15 protein-coding genes are annotated in these 14,241 nt (G+C 66.0%); 13 read left to right on the plus strand and 2 right to left on the minus strand.

The window, feature by feature from the left end; genetic code table 11:
- Positions 1 to 62: 62 nt before the first annotated feature.
- Positions 63 to 764 carry a FadR/GntR family transcriptional regulator gene (locus CXY78_RS11905; RefSeq protein WP_104089501.1) on the minus strand — a complete coding sequence of 234 codons (702 nt, stop codon included), beginning with the start codon at positions 762 to 764 and terminating at the stop codon, positions 63 to 65.
- Positions 765 to 887: 123 nt separating this feature from the next.
- On the opposite strand from CXY78_RS11905, the gene CXY78_RS11910 reads away from it, so the two are divergent.
- The 10 genes from CXY78_RS11910 to CXY78_RS11955 all read left to right on the plus strand — a co-directional run bounded on the left by CXY78_RS11910 (position 888) and on the right by CXY78_RS11955 (position 10,633).
- Complete coding sequence (locus CXY78_RS11910; protein WP_104089503.1) at positions 888 to 2,255, plus strand: SLC13 family permease; 1,368 nt, start codon at positions 888 to 890, stop codon at positions 2,253 to 2,255.
- Positions 2,256 to 2,291: 36 nt separating this feature from the next.
- A complete protein-coding gene (locus CXY78_RS11915; protein ID WP_092339400.1) occupies positions 2,292 to 3,512 on the plus strand; it encodes a CaiB/BaiF CoA-transferase family protein in 1,221 nt (406 codons plus the stop codon).
- Positions 3,509 to 5,020 (plus strand): carboxyl transferase domain-containing protein, encoded by a 1,512-nt coding sequence (locus tag CXY78_RS11920; protein WP_092339398.1) that lies wholly within the window; start codon positions 3,509 to 3,511, stop codon positions 5,018 to 5,020. The genes CXY78_RS11915 and CXY78_RS11920 overlap by 4 nt, the downstream gene beginning before the upstream one ends.
- Before the next feature lie 419 nt (positions 5,021 to 5,439).
- Positions 5,440 to 6,462 (plus strand): zinc-binding dehydrogenase, encoded by a 1,023-nt coding sequence (locus tag CXY78_RS11925; RefSeq protein ID WP_199181914.1) that lies wholly within the window; start codon positions 5,440 to 5,442, stop codon positions 6,460 to 6,462.
- Complete coding sequence (locus CXY78_RS11930) at positions 6,463 to 7,230, plus strand: sulfite exporter TauE/SafE family protein (RefSeq protein ID WP_104089505.1); 768 nt, start codon at positions 6,463 to 6,465, stop codon at positions 7,228 to 7,230.
- 90 nt (positions 7,231 to 7,320) lie between these two features.
- Complete coding sequence (gene tsaB, locus CXY78_RS11935; RefSeq protein ID WP_092339394.1) at positions 7,321 to 7,956, plus strand: tRNA (adenosine(37)-N6)-threonylcarbamoyltransferase complex dimerization subunit type 1 TsaB; 636 nt, start codon at positions 7,321 to 7,323, stop codon at positions 7,954 to 7,956.
- Positions 7,953 to 8,444, plus strand: coding sequence for a ribosomal protein S18-alanine N-acetyltransferase (gene rimI, locus CXY78_RS11940; protein ID WP_104089507.1), 492 nt, complete (start codon positions 7,953 to 7,955; stop codon positions 8,442 to 8,444). The genes tsaB and rimI overlap by 4 nt, the downstream gene beginning before the upstream one ends.
- Positions 8,444 to 9,550, plus strand: coding sequence for a tRNA (adenosine(37)-N6)-threonylcarbamoyltransferase complex transferase subunit TsaD (gene tsaD / locus CXY78_RS11945; RefSeq protein WP_104089509.1), 1,107 nt, complete (start codon positions 8,444 to 8,446; stop codon positions 9,548 to 9,550). Before rimI ends, tsaD begins: the two co-directional genes overlap by 1 nt.
- Before the next feature lie 84 nt (positions 9,551 to 9,634).
- Entirely contained in the window at positions 9,635 to 10,138 is a 504-nt protein-coding gene (locus tag CXY78_RS11950) for a DUF4190 domain-containing protein (protein WP_092339388.1), read from the plus strand.
- Between the two features lie 93 nt (positions 10,139 to 10,231).
- On the plus strand, positions 10,232 to 10,633 hold the full coding sequence (locus tag CXY78_RS11955; protein WP_140425511.1) for a hypothetical protein: 402 nt from the start codon (positions 10,232 to 10,234) through the stop codon (positions 10,631 to 10,633).
- Positions 10,634 to 10,637: 4 nt separating this feature from the next.
- Here the strand turns inward: CXY78_RS11955 and CXY78_RS11960 are convergent, their stop codons facing one another.
- Positions 10,638 to 11,843 carry a class I SAM-dependent methyltransferase gene (locus CXY78_RS11960; RefSeq protein ID WP_104089510.1) on the minus strand — a complete coding sequence of 402 codons (1,206 nt, stop codon included), beginning with the start codon at positions 11,841 to 11,843 and terminating at the stop codon, positions 10,638 to 10,640.
- Between the two features lie 125 nt (positions 11,844 to 11,968).
- Between CXY78_RS11960 and groES the strand changes: the two genes are divergently transcribed.
- The 3 genes from groES to CXY78_RS11975 all read left to right on the plus strand — a co-directional run bounded on the left by groES (position 11,969) and on the right by CXY78_RS11975 (position 14,119).
- A complete protein-coding gene (groES, locus tag CXY78_RS11965) occupies positions 11,969 to 12,265 on the plus strand; it encodes a co-chaperone GroES (RefSeq protein WP_092339382.1) in 297 nt (98 codons plus the stop codon).
- 97 nt (positions 12,266 to 12,362) lie between these two features.
- Positions 12,363 to 13,313, plus strand: coding sequence for an EamA family transporter RarD (rarD, locus tag CXY78_RS11970; protein ID WP_092339380.1), 951 nt, complete (start codon positions 12,363 to 12,365; stop codon positions 13,311 to 13,313).
- 98 nt (positions 13,314 to 13,411) lie between these two features.
- Positions 13,412 to 14,119: an ABC transporter substrate-binding protein gene (locus tag CXY78_RS11975; RefSeq protein WP_140425512.1), complete on the plus strand. Its 708-nt coding sequence runs from the start codon at positions 13,412 to 13,414 to the stop codon at positions 14,117 to 14,119.
- Positions 14,120 to 14,241: the final 122 nt, after the last annotated feature.

Raw genomic sequence — 14,241 nt, forward strand, 5'->3', positions numbered from 1 at the left:
GTGGCGCCCACTATTCGATTACTCTCGCTCTGATCGGGCTGCGGCGGGACGCCCGTTCTCCCCTACTTGAGCAGGGCTACGTCGGAGACGAGCTCGATGTGCGAGAGCATCGCCGCGGTCGCCGCTGTGGCGTCCTGCGCCCGGATCGCCTCGGTGATGGTGCGGTGTGAGGCGAGGGACTGCTCCGGCCGGCCCGGCTGAGCGAGGGATTCGAGCCGGGTTTCGAGTATCATCTCTGCGATGAACGTCATGAGTTGGGCGAGCACCGGGGAGTGAGCCGCCGCAGTGACGGCTTGGTGGAAGAGCTCGTCGCCGTGCGCCCCGCGGTCGCCGACGGCGATTTCCTCTGCCATCGCCCGGAGCGCATCCTCGATCGCGAGCAGGTCGGCATCCGTTCGGCGTTCCGCGGCGAGCTCGGCGAGTTTGACCTCGAGGGTGGTGCGGGCTTCGACAATCTCGGGCAGCCGGTTGCGGTGCTCCCGCAGCCCACTGATCACCGCTGCGATGCTCGGCCGGTAGACGAGAACGGCGCCGGTGCCGTGTTGAACATCGATGACGCCGAGCACTTCGAGAGCCACGAGGGCCTGGGCGAGCGTGGCGCGGGAAACGCCGAGGCGTTCGGCGAGGTCGCGCTCGGCGGGTAACAGGTCGCCGGGGCCGAGGCGGGCGGACTCGATGTAGGCGAGAAGCTGGGCCACGAGCTGTTCGTACAGGCGTGGTTTCGTGACGCGCATGAGCGGCTGGGGTATTGCATCCCTCGTCATGTCTGCCTCCCCATCAGTATTCGACCCAAGGTTACACGGCTCTTGACAAAGTCGCCTACTGTCTAGGAGGCTAGTCCAGTGAGCCAATAGCCCACATTCACCTGAACCTATGGAGGAACAACGATGTCCGCTCCCGTTATCTCAATCATCATCCTGGCGGTGATGTTTCTGATCGCCACGCTTTTGCCCGTCAACATGGGTGCGCTGGCCTTCGTGGGTGCCTTTCTGCTCGGTGCCGTCTTTCTCGGCATGGAGACCACCGATATTCTCGCCAACTTCCCGGGCGGACTGTTCCTCACGCTCGTCGGGGTTACGTACCTGTTCGCGATTGCGCAGGGCAACGGCACGATCGACCTGCTGGTGCGCGGCGCAGTGCGGCTCGTCGGCGGTCGGGTGGCCCTCATCCCCTGGGTGATGTTCGTGATCACCGCCGTGATCACGGCCGTCGGTGCGCTTTCCCCGGCCGCGGTGGCCATCGTGGCGCCGATTGCGCTCGGCTTTGCCCGCAGGTACAAGATCAGCCCGCTGCTGATGGGCATGATGGTGATCCACGGCGCGCAGGGCGGCGGATTCTCGCCGATCGCCGTTTACGGCGTGATCGTGAACAGCCTCATCTCGACCACCGGGCTCGACGCGAGCCCCACAGCGGTGTTTCTGTCGAGCCTCATCTTCAACTTTCTGATCGCCGTCGTGCTGTTCATCGTTCTCGGTGGCCGAAACCTTATGTCGAGCCGGGTCGGACATTTCGTGGAGCAAGCCGCCGAAGCGCGCATGGCCGTAAGTGTCGGTGCGCGCGCCGGCGGTGATGTGGCGTTCAAGGGCTTCGGCTCCGGCATCTACGGCCCCCGCGACCCCGCGGGCGACGGAGTCGAGGCCACGGCCACCCGAGGAGAGCGCATCCCTCAGCTTGTGACGGTGGCCGGCCTCATCGCCCTCGCCGTGATCGCGCTCGGCTTCAAAGTTGACGTGGGCTTCGTTGCCATCACAATCGCCGTCATCCTCGCCCTCGTCTCGCCCGCGGCGCAGAAGGGCGCGGTCAATAAGATCAGCTGGTCGACCGTGCTGCTCATCTGCGGCATGCTCACGTTCGTCGGTGTTCTCGAAGAGGCCGGCACCATCGAATACGTATCGGGAGCGGTGGCCAACCTCGGCATGCCCCTGCTTGCGGCACTCTTGATCTGCTACATCGGTGCCGTCGTCTCGGCCTTCGCCTCGTCAACGGCCATTCTGGCTGCGCTGATTCCGCTCGCCGTGCCGTTCCTCGCTACCGGGGATATCAGCGCCATCGGCGTGATCTGCGCGCTCGCCGTCGCGTCGACCATCGTGGACGTGTCGCCGTTCTCGACCAATGGTGCTCTCGTGCTTGCCAACGCCCCCGACGACGTGGACAAGGACCGCTTCTACAAGCAGATTCTCGCCTACAGCGGAATCGTCGTCGTGGCCGGGCCGGCCATCGCCTGGGCCGTGCTCGTGCTGCCCGGTTGGCTGTAACCCGCCACCTGCCGTAATACTGAGAAAGGACCGAACATGAGTACCAACATCCGCTCCGAAACCGGTATGCAGGGCCCGCTGTCGGGCTATCTCGTCGTAGACCTGAGCCGCGCGCTTGCCGGCCCGCACGCCACCATGATGCTCGCCGATCTCGGCGCGCGCGTGATCAAGGTGGAGAACCCCATCACGGGAGACGATACCCGCGGCTGGGGCCCGCCTTTCGTGGGCCCCGCGAACGATCCGCAATCCACGTATTTTCTCTCCTGCAATCGCAATAAAGAATCCATCGCCCTCGATCTGAAGAGTGACGACGGCCGGGAGGTGCTCAGCGAGCTGCTGCTGCGCGCGGACGTTGTGGTGGAGAATTTTCGTCCAGGGGTGCTCGACCGGCTCGGATTCTCGCCCGAGGCGATGCACGCTCTCAACCCGGCGCTGGTGATTCTCTCGATCACCGGTTTCGGCCACGACGGCCCCGAATCGAGCCGCAGCGGCTACGACCAGATTCTCCAGGGCGAGGCCGGCCTGATGTCCCTCACCGGCTCTGGCCCCGACGACCCGCAGCGTGTGGGCGTGCCGATCGCCGATCTGCTCTCGGGCATGTATGGCGCGTTCGGACTGCTCGCCGCGCTGCTTCAGCGCGAGCGCACGGGTCAGGGACAGATTGTGCGCACCTCACTGCTCGCCGCGCTGGTGGGAGTGCACGCCTTCCAGGGTACCCGCGCCACGGTGGCCGGAGAGGTGCCGGAGGCCCAGGGCAACCACCATCCGTCGATCGCTCCCTACGGGCTCTTTCCCTGCCGCGGCGGCAGTGTGCAGATCAGCATCGGCAGTGAGAAACTCTGGGCCACCTTCGCAGCCGAGTTCGGGCTCGATGCTGCGCAATCCGAGTGGGCCACCAACGCGCAGCGCGTGCGCAATCGGGAGGGTCTCAAGGAGGCCATAGCGGATGCCTTCGCCCACTTCGATGCCGCGACCTTGCTGAAGAAACTGACCGACGCCGGAATCCCGGCCGGCAAGGTGCGTTCCCTGGATGAGGTCTATCAATGGGATCAGGTGCTCTCGCAGGGGCTGCTGATCGACGTTGAACACGAGGTGCTCGGCCGGATCAGCCTCCCCGGTCCACCGCTTCGGTTCTTCGGACCCGCCGATACGGTCGAGACAACGAACACGATGCACTCCGCTCCGCCGGTGCTCGACCAGCACGGCACCGACATTCGCACCTGGCTCAACCGCTCACTGGAAGGTATCTCACTGTGATTTCTCAATCCGCGCTCACAACTCGCCACCTGAACGCCACGGAGCTCATCGACGTGGTGCTCGATAACGGCTCCTTCACGAGCTGGGATCAGCCCGTGGTCGACCCCGCCCCGAACGAGGAGTACCGGGCCGACCTCGTGAAGGCCCGAGCGAAGAGCGGCACCGACGAGTCGGTGCTCACCGGCGAGGGGCTGATCCGCGGCCGCCGGGTGGCGATCGTGGTGAGCGAGTTCGCGTTTCTCGCCGGATCGATCGGGCTTTCTGCTGCCGACAGGATTGTGAACGCGATCGAACGGGCCACACGCGAGGGGTTGCCGGTCTTGGCCGGACCGGCATCCGGCGGTACCCGCATGCAGGAGGGCACGTTGGCCTTTTTGTCGATGGTGAAGATCACCGCGGCCGTGCGCGCGCACCGCGAGGCGAGGCATCCGTATCTGGTGTACTTGCGGCACCCCACCACGGGCGGGGTGATGGCCTCATGGGGCTCACTCGGGCACGTGACGGTGGCCGAGCCGGGCGCGCTGCTCGGGTTTCTCGGCCCTCGGGTCTATGAGGCGCTGTACGGCAAGAAATTTCCGGAAAACGTGCAGGTCTCCGAAAACCTGTTCAACCAAGGGCTGATCGACGCCGTTGTGCCGCCGGAGCAGTTGCCGGAGATCGTGCACCGCGCCCTCACAATCCTTACCGACCGGGCCTCTACGCCGGTGGCGGCACCGGAGACCCTGAACGTGCGGCCGGCAGCGAGCGGCGCGTGGTCATCCATTTTGATTTCGCGCAACCCGCGGCGACCGGACCTGCGCCAGCTGCTCGCCTACGGCGCGCACGACGTGCTGCCGTTGAACGGCACGGGCCAGGGTGAGAAGGACCCGGGGCTCATGCTCGCCATGGCACGGTTCGGGCAGCAGAGCTGCATCGTGCTCGGGCACATCCGGCCGCGGCCGTCGCAAGACACCAGGATGGGCCCCGGATCGCTGCGGGAGGCCCGCCGCGGCATGCGCCTTGCGGAAGAACTCGGGCTTCCGCTTCTCACCGTGATCGACATCGCCGGCGCCGCGCTGTCGAAGGAGGCCGAGGAGGGCGGCATGGCCGGGGAAATTGCCCGATCTTTGCACGAGCTGATCGGCCTGCGGTCGGCAACCGTGTCCGTGCTGCTTGGACAGGGTGCCGGCGGTGGGGCGCTCGCGCTGCTGCCCGCCGATCGTACGATCGCCGCCCAGCACTCCTGGCTGTCGCCGCTTCCTCCCGAAGGGGCCAGTGCCATCGTGCACCACAACACTGATTTCGCGCCGGCCATGTCGGAGGCGCAGGGCGTGAACGTGGCCTCGCTGTACGCCAATCGGATCGTCGACCACATCGTGGACGAGCGCCCCGACGCCGCAGACGAGGGACGGGCGTTCTGCCAGCGCTTGGCGTCGGCCATCGAATACGAGCTGTCCGCGCTCTCCACGGTGCCCGTTGATGAGCTACTTCCGCGCCGCCTGGCCCGGTACCACTCCCTCGGTCGCTGACCCCTCGTCATTTCGGTGTGGCGCATGGTGTCGGTTGCGCCCCGTTCGGCGATTACCCCGCGGTCCAGGTTTGCCATGCCGGCCAGAACGTTTTTCACCCCGTTGGCTCGGTGCATGTCGGTGGACCAGAGTATGCCCAGCAGCGCAAGCAGGACCACGCCCTGAGCGGAGCTGAAGTATCCGCCGTAGACCCCGGTGCCGTAACGCGCCACGCGAGGCTGGACTGCCAAGAGCACCGCGGCCAGCAACAGTAAAAACGGCACCATCGAGCAAAAGGCTTCCTCGGGCACAATGAGCAGCAGTAAACCGTCGACCACACCGCCGGGCCGAATTCTTGTCAAGGCTTGCCTAGGCGATAATCGAACGAGACGAGCAGGGGCCCTCAGACTGCCCGATGTTGGCCACGAAAGGACACGTCCATGATGCAAGCGATTCTGGTCGAACCGGGGACTGACGGACCGCAACTGATGCTGCGTGAACGCGCGGTACCGGTTCCAGGATCGCGCGACGTGCGCATTCTCGTGCACGCGGCATCGGTGAATCGGGCGGATCTGGCCCAACGCTCCGGAACCCCTGAGCCGGCGGTTCCGGGAAGCCCTCCGCCGGTGGTCGGGCTCGACGCGGCCGGTGAAGTCGTCGAGATCGGTTCGGACGTCACCTCACTGCGGGTCGGCGATCGCGTCATGACCATCGTCGGCGGGGGACTCAGCGAGCACATCGTCGTCGATGCGGGCCTGCCGATTCCGATTCCCGACGGGTGGAGTTACGCCGAGGGGGCGGCGGCCGTTCTCGGACTCCTGACCGAACACAACGCGCTCCGCACCCACGGTCGGTTGCAGCCCGGTGAGACCGTGCTGGTGCACGCCGCAGCGTCCTCTGTCGGGTTGCAGTGTGTTCAGCTCGCGAAATACCTCGGTGCCGGGCTCGTGATCGGTACCACCCGCTCGGAGGGCATGACCACGCTGATCCGATCGGTCGGTGCCGACCAGGTGCTCGTCGTCGACGATGACGGCTTCGCCGAGCAGGTGCTGGCGTTGACCGATGGCCACGGTGCCGACGTCATCGTCGACCACGTCGGTGGACCCTACCTGGCCGACAATATCCGCTCGGCCGCCATCGCCGGCCGCATCATCGGGGTGGGGCGACTCGGCGGCAGCGAGGGCACGCTCGACCTGGAAATGCTCGCCTACAAGCGACTCGCCCTGCACGGGGTCACCTTTCGCACCCGCTCCACCCAGGACAAGATCGACCTCGTCGCCGCGCTGCGTGCCGACGTCGACCTTGGCTCGCCGGTTCTTCGACCGCTCATCGACCGGATCATGCCGTGGACCGAGGCCGATGCGGCCCAGACTCTGATGCGCACCAACTCCTCCCTCGGCAAGATTGTGCTCGCCGTTGGCGACGCGGCCGCCGAGAATTCGAACACGGGAAACTCTCACTAAATGACACTTCTTGAAGGCGCGATCATCCTGGTCGCCGGAATTGCCGCGGGCATCATCAATGTGGTGGCCGGCGCTGGAACCCTGATCACCTTTCCCACCCTGCTCGCCCTCGGTATCCCTCCGATCACGGCGAACGTATCCAACACGGTTGGTCTGGTTCCCGGGTCGATTGCCGGAGCTTACGGTTATCGCCGGGAACTGCGATCGCAGTGGCGGCCCGTGGCCTGGATGGCGGTGTTCTCGGCCGTGGGCGGTGTGATCGGCGGGTTGCTGCTGCTGGTCCTGCCCGAGGAGGCCTTCTCGGCGGTCGTTCCGTTCCTGCTGCTGCTCGCCGCGCTGCTCTCCGCGATCCAGCCCCGCGTGGCCCGTTACGTGCGGCGCAAGTCTCCCGAAGGCACCACGACCGACACTCGGCCGATCACGTTCGGCCTCGTGCTCGGCATTCTCGGCACGGGGGTCTATGGGGGATACTTCGGCGCAGCGCAGGGAGTGGTGCTGTTGGCACTGCTGGGTATTCTGTGGTCCACCGACATACACCGGGCCAACGGTGCCAAGAATGTGCTGGCCGGCATGGCCAACCTCGTCTCTGCGATTATTTTCATCTCCAGCGGCACGGTCGACTGGGTGATCGCTCTGCTGATCGGCGTTGGTTCCGCCTTCGGTGGCTGGCTCGGTGCCCGCATCGGGCGAAGGCTCTCGGCTCCGGTGTTGCGTGCGATCCTGGTGATCGTTGCTCTGACAGCCGCCGTCGTGCTCTTTCTGACCTGATCGCGGCCCCATGAAAGCCAGCCGCGCGAAGCGCTGGCCTATGAAAGCCAGCCGCGCGAAGCGCTGGCCTATGAAAGCTAGGCTGAACGGGTGCTACTTGCCATCGACACCTCCGCCGGCACGAGCGTCGCCGTCGTCGACCTTGCCCGCGGAGTCATCGCGGAACGCGGTGAAGCCGACACGATGCGTCACGCCGAAATCGTCGGCCCGTTCATTCTGGAATGCCTGCAGGAAGCGCATGTCGCCCCGGCTGACCTCTCCGGCGTCGTCGGCGGCATGGGTCCAGGCCCGTTCACCGGCCTGCGAGTCGGTATCGCCTCGGCCCGCGTCTTCGCCCTCGGGGCTGGCACTCCGCTCGTACCGGTGATCAGCCACGACGCCATCGCCTACGGCCACTACCGCCGCGGCCACTCCGGCCCGCTCGTCGTCGTCACCGACGCTCGCCGCCGTGAAATCTACTGGAGCGCCTATTCCCAAGCGGATGCCGTTGGTCTGCCCGTGCGCGTCGGCCAGCCCGGCCTTGCCAAACCGGCCGACCTCGACGACGAGGGCTGGCTGCACGCCGGGTGGCCGCGCCTGGACGCCGCCACAGTGTCGGCCGGTGAACTCGGTCTGGTCGCTGAGTTGAGCTACGCCCACGGACGCCCGTTCGCGGCCAATGAGCCGCTCTACCTGCGCTCGCCCGACGTCACCCTCTCAAACGGTCCGAAGCGAGTCAGCCGATGACCTGGCAGCTGCGCCGCGCGCACGAGGCCGATCTTGAAGCCATCATGCACCTCGAGACGACCACTTTCGTCCATGACGCCTGGTCGCCGACCATGATGGCGCGCGACCTCGGCGACCCCGCCTGCTTCTACCTCGTGGCGTTTCCGCCCGACGAACCAAGCGCGGTCGAGGGCTACGCCGGCCTGCTCGCCCCGCGGGGAGCCGTCGAGGGCGACATTCAGACCATCGCGGTCGCCGAATCCGCACGCGGACGCGGCCTGGGCCGCACACTCATGCAGGCGCTCATCAATGAGGCCCGGAAGCGCGGCGCCCGGCTGATCTTTCTCGAGGTGCGGGCCGATAATCCCGGTGCCCAGCGCCTGTACGAACGCCTCGGATTCATCGAGGTTGGCGTGCGCCGCGGCTACTACCAGCCGGACAACGTAGATGCCATCGTCATGCGTCTCGATATTCCAGAATTGGAATCTATGCTTGTGGAGACCTCGTGATGACCATAAACCGCGCTGATCCGCTCGTGCTCGGCATTGAAACGTCCTGCGACGAAACCGGCATCGGCATCGTGCGCGGAACCACCTTGCTCTCCAACACCATTGCGAGCTCAATGGACGAACATGCCCGTTACGGCGGTGTCGTGCCCGAGATCGCGGCCAGGGCGCACCTTGACGAGCTCGTGCCGGCCATCAACGCGGCCGTTGCCGAGGCGGGCATCCGCTTGAGTGATCTGGACGCCATCGCGGTCACCTGTGGGCCCGGACTCTCCGGCGCGCTCATGGTCGGCGTCGGGGCCGCCAAGGCGCTTGCCGTGGCGCTCGACAAACCGATCTACGCGGTCAACCACCTGGTCGGCCACGTCGGAGCCGACCTGCTTCAGGGAGAGCTTCGGCACGGCGACACCAAAACCGGCGACACCAACACCGGCGACACCGCTCCGCTCGAGTACCCGACGATCGCCCTGCTGGTCTCCGGGGGCCACACCTCGCTGCTGCTCGTGCGCGACCTGGTCAGCGACGTCGAGTTGCTCGGCGAGACCATCGACGATGCCGCCGGCGAGGCCTTCGACAAGGTGGCGCGCCTACTCTCCCTGCCCTACCCCGGTGGACCGCAGATCGACCGGGTCGCGCTCGGCGGCAACCCGAAGGCCATTCGGTTTCCACGCGGACTCAGCCAGCCCAAGGACATGGCCGTGCACCGTTACGACTTCTCCTTCTCCGGCCTGAAAACCTCGGTCGCTCGCTTCGTCGAACAGCGCCAGGACGCTGGCGAACCCGTGCCGATCGGCGATGTCGCGGCCAGTTTTCGGGAGGCGGTCGTCGATATTCTGCTCACCAAGGCCCTCGCCGCCTGCGCCGACTACGGCGTACCGCGGCTGCTGCTCGGCGGCGGTGTCATCGCCAACAAGCGTCTGCGCGAGGTCGCCACCCAGAGAACGGATGCTGCCGGCATCGTTCTGCGCATCCCGCCCCTCTCCCTGTGCACCGACAACGGTGCCATGATCGCAGCCCTCGGTGCGCAGCTCATCACGGCCGGGCATGAGCCCTCAACGCTGCAATTCGGCGCCGATTCCACCCTGCCGGTCGGCCAGATTCAGGTCTGATCTGCCACAGAATTCGCCCACGCGCGGGCACACGGGATATTCTGGCTCTGCGACCCCGAACATTCCGCACGAAGGAGACCGCAGATGTCTGATCCCACCCAGCCCCCCGTCGATCCGACCAGCAGCGAACCGACCAGCAGCGGCCCGGCGAGCAGCGACCCGACGGGTTCGACTCCGGCCGACTCCAGCCTGCCGCCGGCCTACCCGGCCGCTCCGAGCTACCCGGCACCCGGCGCTCCGGCCGCTTCCGGATCTGGCCAGGCTCCCGCCTACGGGCAGCCCGCCGCGTATGGCCAGCAGCCGGCCTACGGCCAGAACCCCTACGGCCAGCAGAACCCGCAGGACAAGTACAACGTTCTCTCGATCATCTCGCTCGTCACCTCGATCCTTCTCATCTCGGTGGTCGGCATCATCACCGGCCACATCGCCCTGAGCCAGATCAAGAAGACCGGCGAAAAGGGACACGGGCTCGCCCTCTGGGGAACCATCCTCGGCTACGTCGGCCTTCTCGGCGGTGCTATCTTCGCCGCTTTCACGATCATTTTGCTACTCGCGGCGGCCTCCACCGGCACGAGCTACAACTACTAGCCACGCAGGTGGCCCCTTCGGGGCCACGCGGCACGTTTCGATCGACAGGGGCCACCCCCACAAGCTGACCGTATGCGCGGCCAGAGGACAGCCATGACTACACCCCATCCGCACGACGAGGCTTCGGCGCAGCTGCAATATACGCGCCCTCCCGGGCCACCCGGCAGCCAGTTGGACTGGGCCTCGACGGTCACCGCTCCTACCGAGTTCGTGCCGTACAGCTACACCGAGGCCGAGGTGCAGCGCATCACCGGCCGCCGTCGGCTCGCGGTCTCCTCCGTCGTCTGTGGCCTTCTCGGTCTCGCACTCGGCGTGGTCGGGGTGTTTGGTCTGCCGATCGCTCTCATTGCGATCACTCTCGCGCTGATCGCGCGCACCACCGAGAATCGGGCGCGCACGCTCTGGCGGAGTGGCCTCGTGAGCGGTCTCGTCGGGGTTCTGCTGGCGGCCGGCTGGATCGTCTACATCAGCCAGATCGTGCTGCCGCTGCTGTAATCCGCTACCGCACGCGCTCCACGAGCAGCGCCACGCGATGCCCGGCCGCCCTGGTCAGAATCAACGTTGCGGCTTCAGGCCCCTTGAGCTTCAGCCGGGTGCGCAGTGTCGCCGGATCCACGTCTACGCCACGCTTCTTGATCTCGAGGGTGCCGATACGCCGTTCCAGCAGCGCCAGCCGCAGCTTCTTCTCATCGAAGGGGAGCGTTTCGAGCACCCGAAAAGCGCTCGCGAACGGCGTCGGCGTGAGCGTGTCGTTGGTCAGGTAGGCGATGCCCTCACTCAGCATGCGGGCATCCAGCGAGCGGGCCAGATCGCCAATCAGGCGTGCCCGAATCACCGCGCCGTCCGGCTCGTAGAGGTAGTTTCCGAGGCTGCTAGCATCGACGTCTGCACTGTCGTCCGATGCAGTCAGTTCGTGCCTGCCGTCTGCTGTCAGGAGCAGGGCTGACCGACGGATGCCGGGGCGGGCGAGAGCGCCGAACCACAGCCCCATCTCCACCAGCTGGCCGTCCACCGACACCCACTGTGCTTCGGCGTCGACCGGAATCTGGTCGCGGTCGTGGCCGGGCCCGAGCTTCATACCGAGCGGCAGCTTCGTCGCGAGCAGATAGGCGAAGTCAAGCGAGGGGGAGTAATCCTCGGAGCGGGTCAGTCGCGTCGTGTTGCTGTGCCCGCTCGTGCGGCGGGCAGGATCGAGCCAGACCGCGTCGAAATCTTCGAGGTCGACCGTCTCGGCATCGGCCTGCAGCGCCGAGGCGTTCGGAAACGGCGCGAGGTTGAAGCTTGCTACGGTCGCCGTGACCTCGTCGGCATCAACGGCCACGACCGACAGATCCAGCGCGGCGAGGGCCATGGCGTCGCCGCCGATACCGCAGCCGAGGTCGGCGACCCGCGGCGTGCGGCCGAGCGCAGCGCCGAGACCATTGAAACGGCCCGCGTGCAGGGCGGCGACACGCAGCCGGGTGGCCTGTTCCAGGCCGGCCTCTGTGAAGAGCATCCGCTCGGCGAATTCACCGAACTTGAGGACGGCTTTTGCCCGCAGCCGCGATTGGCTGAGCACGGCCGACACGAGTCCGGGCGCGTGCCCGGCCTTGCGCAGATCGCTCACGAGCTTCAGCACGTCGCCGTGGGTGTCGTAAGGCGGCAGGGAGTCCAGCAGCCGCAAACTCGCGGGGGAAAGCAGCTCAACGAGTTCGGTTCGATCCATGCTGCAACGCTACCAAAATGACCCCCATCTGGCACTCACGTTGCGTGAGTGCCAGAACCCCCCTAAACTTCACTTGGCACTCTCGCTGTGAGTCTGCTAACCCAAATCTTAGAAAGAGGTCAACCGTGTCGGTCTCCATCAAGCCGCTCGAGGATCGCATCGTCATCAAGCAGGTCGATGCCGAGCAGACCACCGCATCAGGTCTGGTCATTCCTGACACCGCGAAGGAAAAGCCCCAGGAGGGCGAAGTTGTTGCAGTCGGCCCCGGCCGCATTGACGACAACGGCAACCGCATCCCCCTCGACATCGCCGTCGGCGACAAGGTGATTTACTCCAAGTACGGCGGAACCGAGGTCAAGTTCGGTGGCGATGACCTTCTGGTTCTCTCCGCTCGCGACGTGCTCGCCGTGGTCGTACGCTAACACCAAGCAGTCGGTCGTTCTAGACTGAAAACTCCCGGATAGCCTCGCTATCCGGGAGTTTTCTGCTTTCTTCACCTCTGCCGAGTCAAGGACCCTCATGTCGGATGCCGTAAGCCCAGTCGCGACGACCGGTACCGCCGCCGGCACGCATCGCTCCGGACTCATCTTCGGCGGCCTCTCCTACGCCCTCTGGGGTGTGCTGCCGCTCTACTTTCTGCTGCTCGCACCGTCGGGTGCCTTTGAGATCGTGGCCTGGCGGGTGCTGTTCTCCCTGGTCTTCTGCGTACTGATCATCACGGTGACCCGCACCTGGACGGTTCTCGGGCGGGCCCTCAGGCAGCGGCGCCTGGTATTGACCATGGGCCTGGCCGGGGTCTTCATCTTCATCAACTGGCAGACCTACGTGATTGCCGCGACCACCGGTCACGTGGTCGAAGCGGCCCTCGGCTACTTCATCAACCCGATCGTCACCGTGCTGCTCGGCGTCTTCGTGCTGCGGGAACACCTGCGCCGCTTGCAGTGGGTGGCCATCACCATCAGCTTTCTCGCCGTGGTCGTGCTCGCCGTCGGGTACGGCTCACTGCCGTGGATCTCGCTCATCCTCGCTTTCTCCTTCGGACTCTACGGTCTGATCAAGAAGCGCGTGGGCCCGAGCGTCGATGCCGTCACCGGCCTCACCTTGGAGACCGCCTGGCTCGCACCGGTCGCCGTCATCCAACTGGTCGTGGTCTCCGGCATTTCCGGGCTCACCTTCGGCACGGTGTCGCCCTGGCATACAGCTGGCCTGCTCGCGGCCGGCATCATCACCGCGGTACCACTGCTGCTGTTCGCTGCCGCCGCGCGGCGCCTGCCGTTGACCGTGCTCGGGCTCATTCAGTTCGTGGCCCCGGTGCTGCAGTTTCTGGTGGGCGTGTTCATCCTGAACGAGGCGATGCCCCTCGAACGCTGGCTCGGTTTCGGGCTGGTCTGGGTTGCCCTGATCATTTTGACGGTCGACATGGTGGCCTCCGGCCGCACTCCCCGCCGCAGTACCCTCGAACCCGCCTAGCTGGCCCGGCCCGGCCCGGCCAGCCGATACGCTGAACCAACAGCACGCGCCAGCCCAGACCAAACAGCACCAGCTCAGCCCAGCACCAGAGGATCCACATGCCCGTTCGCCCCATGATCGCCGCCGTCTTGCTGCTTGCCCTGGCTCTGACCGGCTGCACCGGTGCGTCGGCCGCCAAGCCGAGCATGACCCCAACACTCGTCGCCAGCACGGCGCCCACCGGCGACGGCACGCTTCTCATCGGCACGCTGTTTCCCATGACCGGCGATAATGCCGCGAGCGGTGCCGCTCAGGTAGCCGGCACCGAACTCGCCGTGCGTGACATTCTCGCCGACCAGACAACGCCCACCCAGCCCGTGCAGCTCATCCACCGCAACGTGGCCGGCGACCTCGCCGCCGCCTACGCCGACCTCGCGACGCGCGGCGTCGATCTGGTGCTGTGGGACGCGACGACGGCATTGCCAGCGGATGCTGATGGACTGATTGGCAGCGCGGCCATCGTTCCCCTGATCGACTTTGCCAATGGTGGAACTCCGCTCGCCGCCACGGACGAGTTCACCGCGCGACTCAAGACCGCCGATCCGACGCTGACGGCCACCGCTGGCGGTGCAGAGGCCTACGACGGAGTGATGACGGCCGCCCTGGCCGCCGTCATCACCGGCGACGACGGCGGTTCCTCGCTCGAGGCTGGCTGGCCCCAGGTGATTTCAGGAAGCGCCGTGTGCGCTTCCTGGGCAGAGTGCGTCTTCGCCATGACGGAGAAACAGAACATTGATTATCAGGGGATTACCGGCCGTCGTTCGTAACGATTTGGTCGCATTACAAAGTTCTCTCATCAGGGGGTATGTTTCTGGGCCCTTGATTGCCTACTCTGACACCACGGCAGTCAACCGGCTGACCAGTCTTACCCCTCTTTATAAATCAAGGA

Origin of the sequence: Cryobacterium sp. N19 (assembly GCF_002929595.1) — a bacterium.
Lineage (GTDB): Bacteria > Actinomycetota > Actinomycetes > Actinomycetales > Microbacteriaceae > Cryobacterium > Cryobacterium flavum.

Excerpts from the sequence above, each read along its gene's own strand:
- CXY78_RS11905 (WP_104089501.1), bottom strand. The coding sequence starts at position 764 with ATGACGAGGGATGCAATACCCCAGCCGCTCATGCGCGTCACGAAACCA.
- CXY78_RS11910 (WP_104089503.1), top strand. The coding sequence starts at position 888 with ATGTCCGCTCCCGTTATCTCAATCATCATCCTGGCGGTGATGTTTCTG.
- CXY78_RS11915 (WP_092339400.1), top strand. The coding sequence starts at position 2,292 with ATGAGTACCAACATCCGCTCCGAAACCGGTATGCAGGGCCCGCTGTCG.
- CXY78_RS11925 (WP_199181914.1), top strand. The coding sequence starts at position 5,440 with ATGATGCAAGCGATTCTGGTCGAACCGGGGACTGACGGACCGCAACTG.
- CXY78_RS11930 (WP_104089505.1), top strand. The coding sequence starts at position 6,463 with ATGACACTTCTTGAAGGCGCGATCATCCTGGTCGCCGGAATTGCCGCG.
- rimI (WP_104089507.1), top strand. The coding sequence starts at position 7,953 with ATGACCTGGCAGCTGCGCCGCGCGCACGAGGCCGATCTTGAAGCCATC.
- tsaD (WP_104089509.1), top strand. The coding sequence starts at position 8,444 with ATGACCATAAACCGCGCTGATCCGCTCGTGCTCGGCATTGAAACGTCC.
- CXY78_RS11950 (WP_092339388.1), top strand. The coding sequence starts at position 9,635 with ATGTCTGATCCCACCCAGCCCCCCGTCGATCCGACCAGCAGCGAACCG.
- CXY78_RS11955 (WP_140425511.1), top strand. The coding sequence starts at position 10,232 with ATGACTACACCCCATCCGCACGACGAGGCTTCGGCGCAGCTGCAATAT.
- CXY78_RS11960 (WP_104089510.1), bottom strand. The coding sequence starts at position 11,843 with ATGGATCGAACCGAACTCGTTGAGCTGCTTTCCCCCGCGAGTTTGCGG.
- rarD (WP_092339380.1), top strand. The coding sequence starts at position 12,363 with ATGTCGGATGCCGTAAGCCCAGTCGCGACGACCGGTACCGCCGCCGGC.
- CXY78_RS11975 (WP_140425512.1), top strand. The coding sequence starts at position 13,412 with ATGCCCGTTCGCCCCATGATCGCCGCCGTCTTGCTGCTTGCCCTGGCT.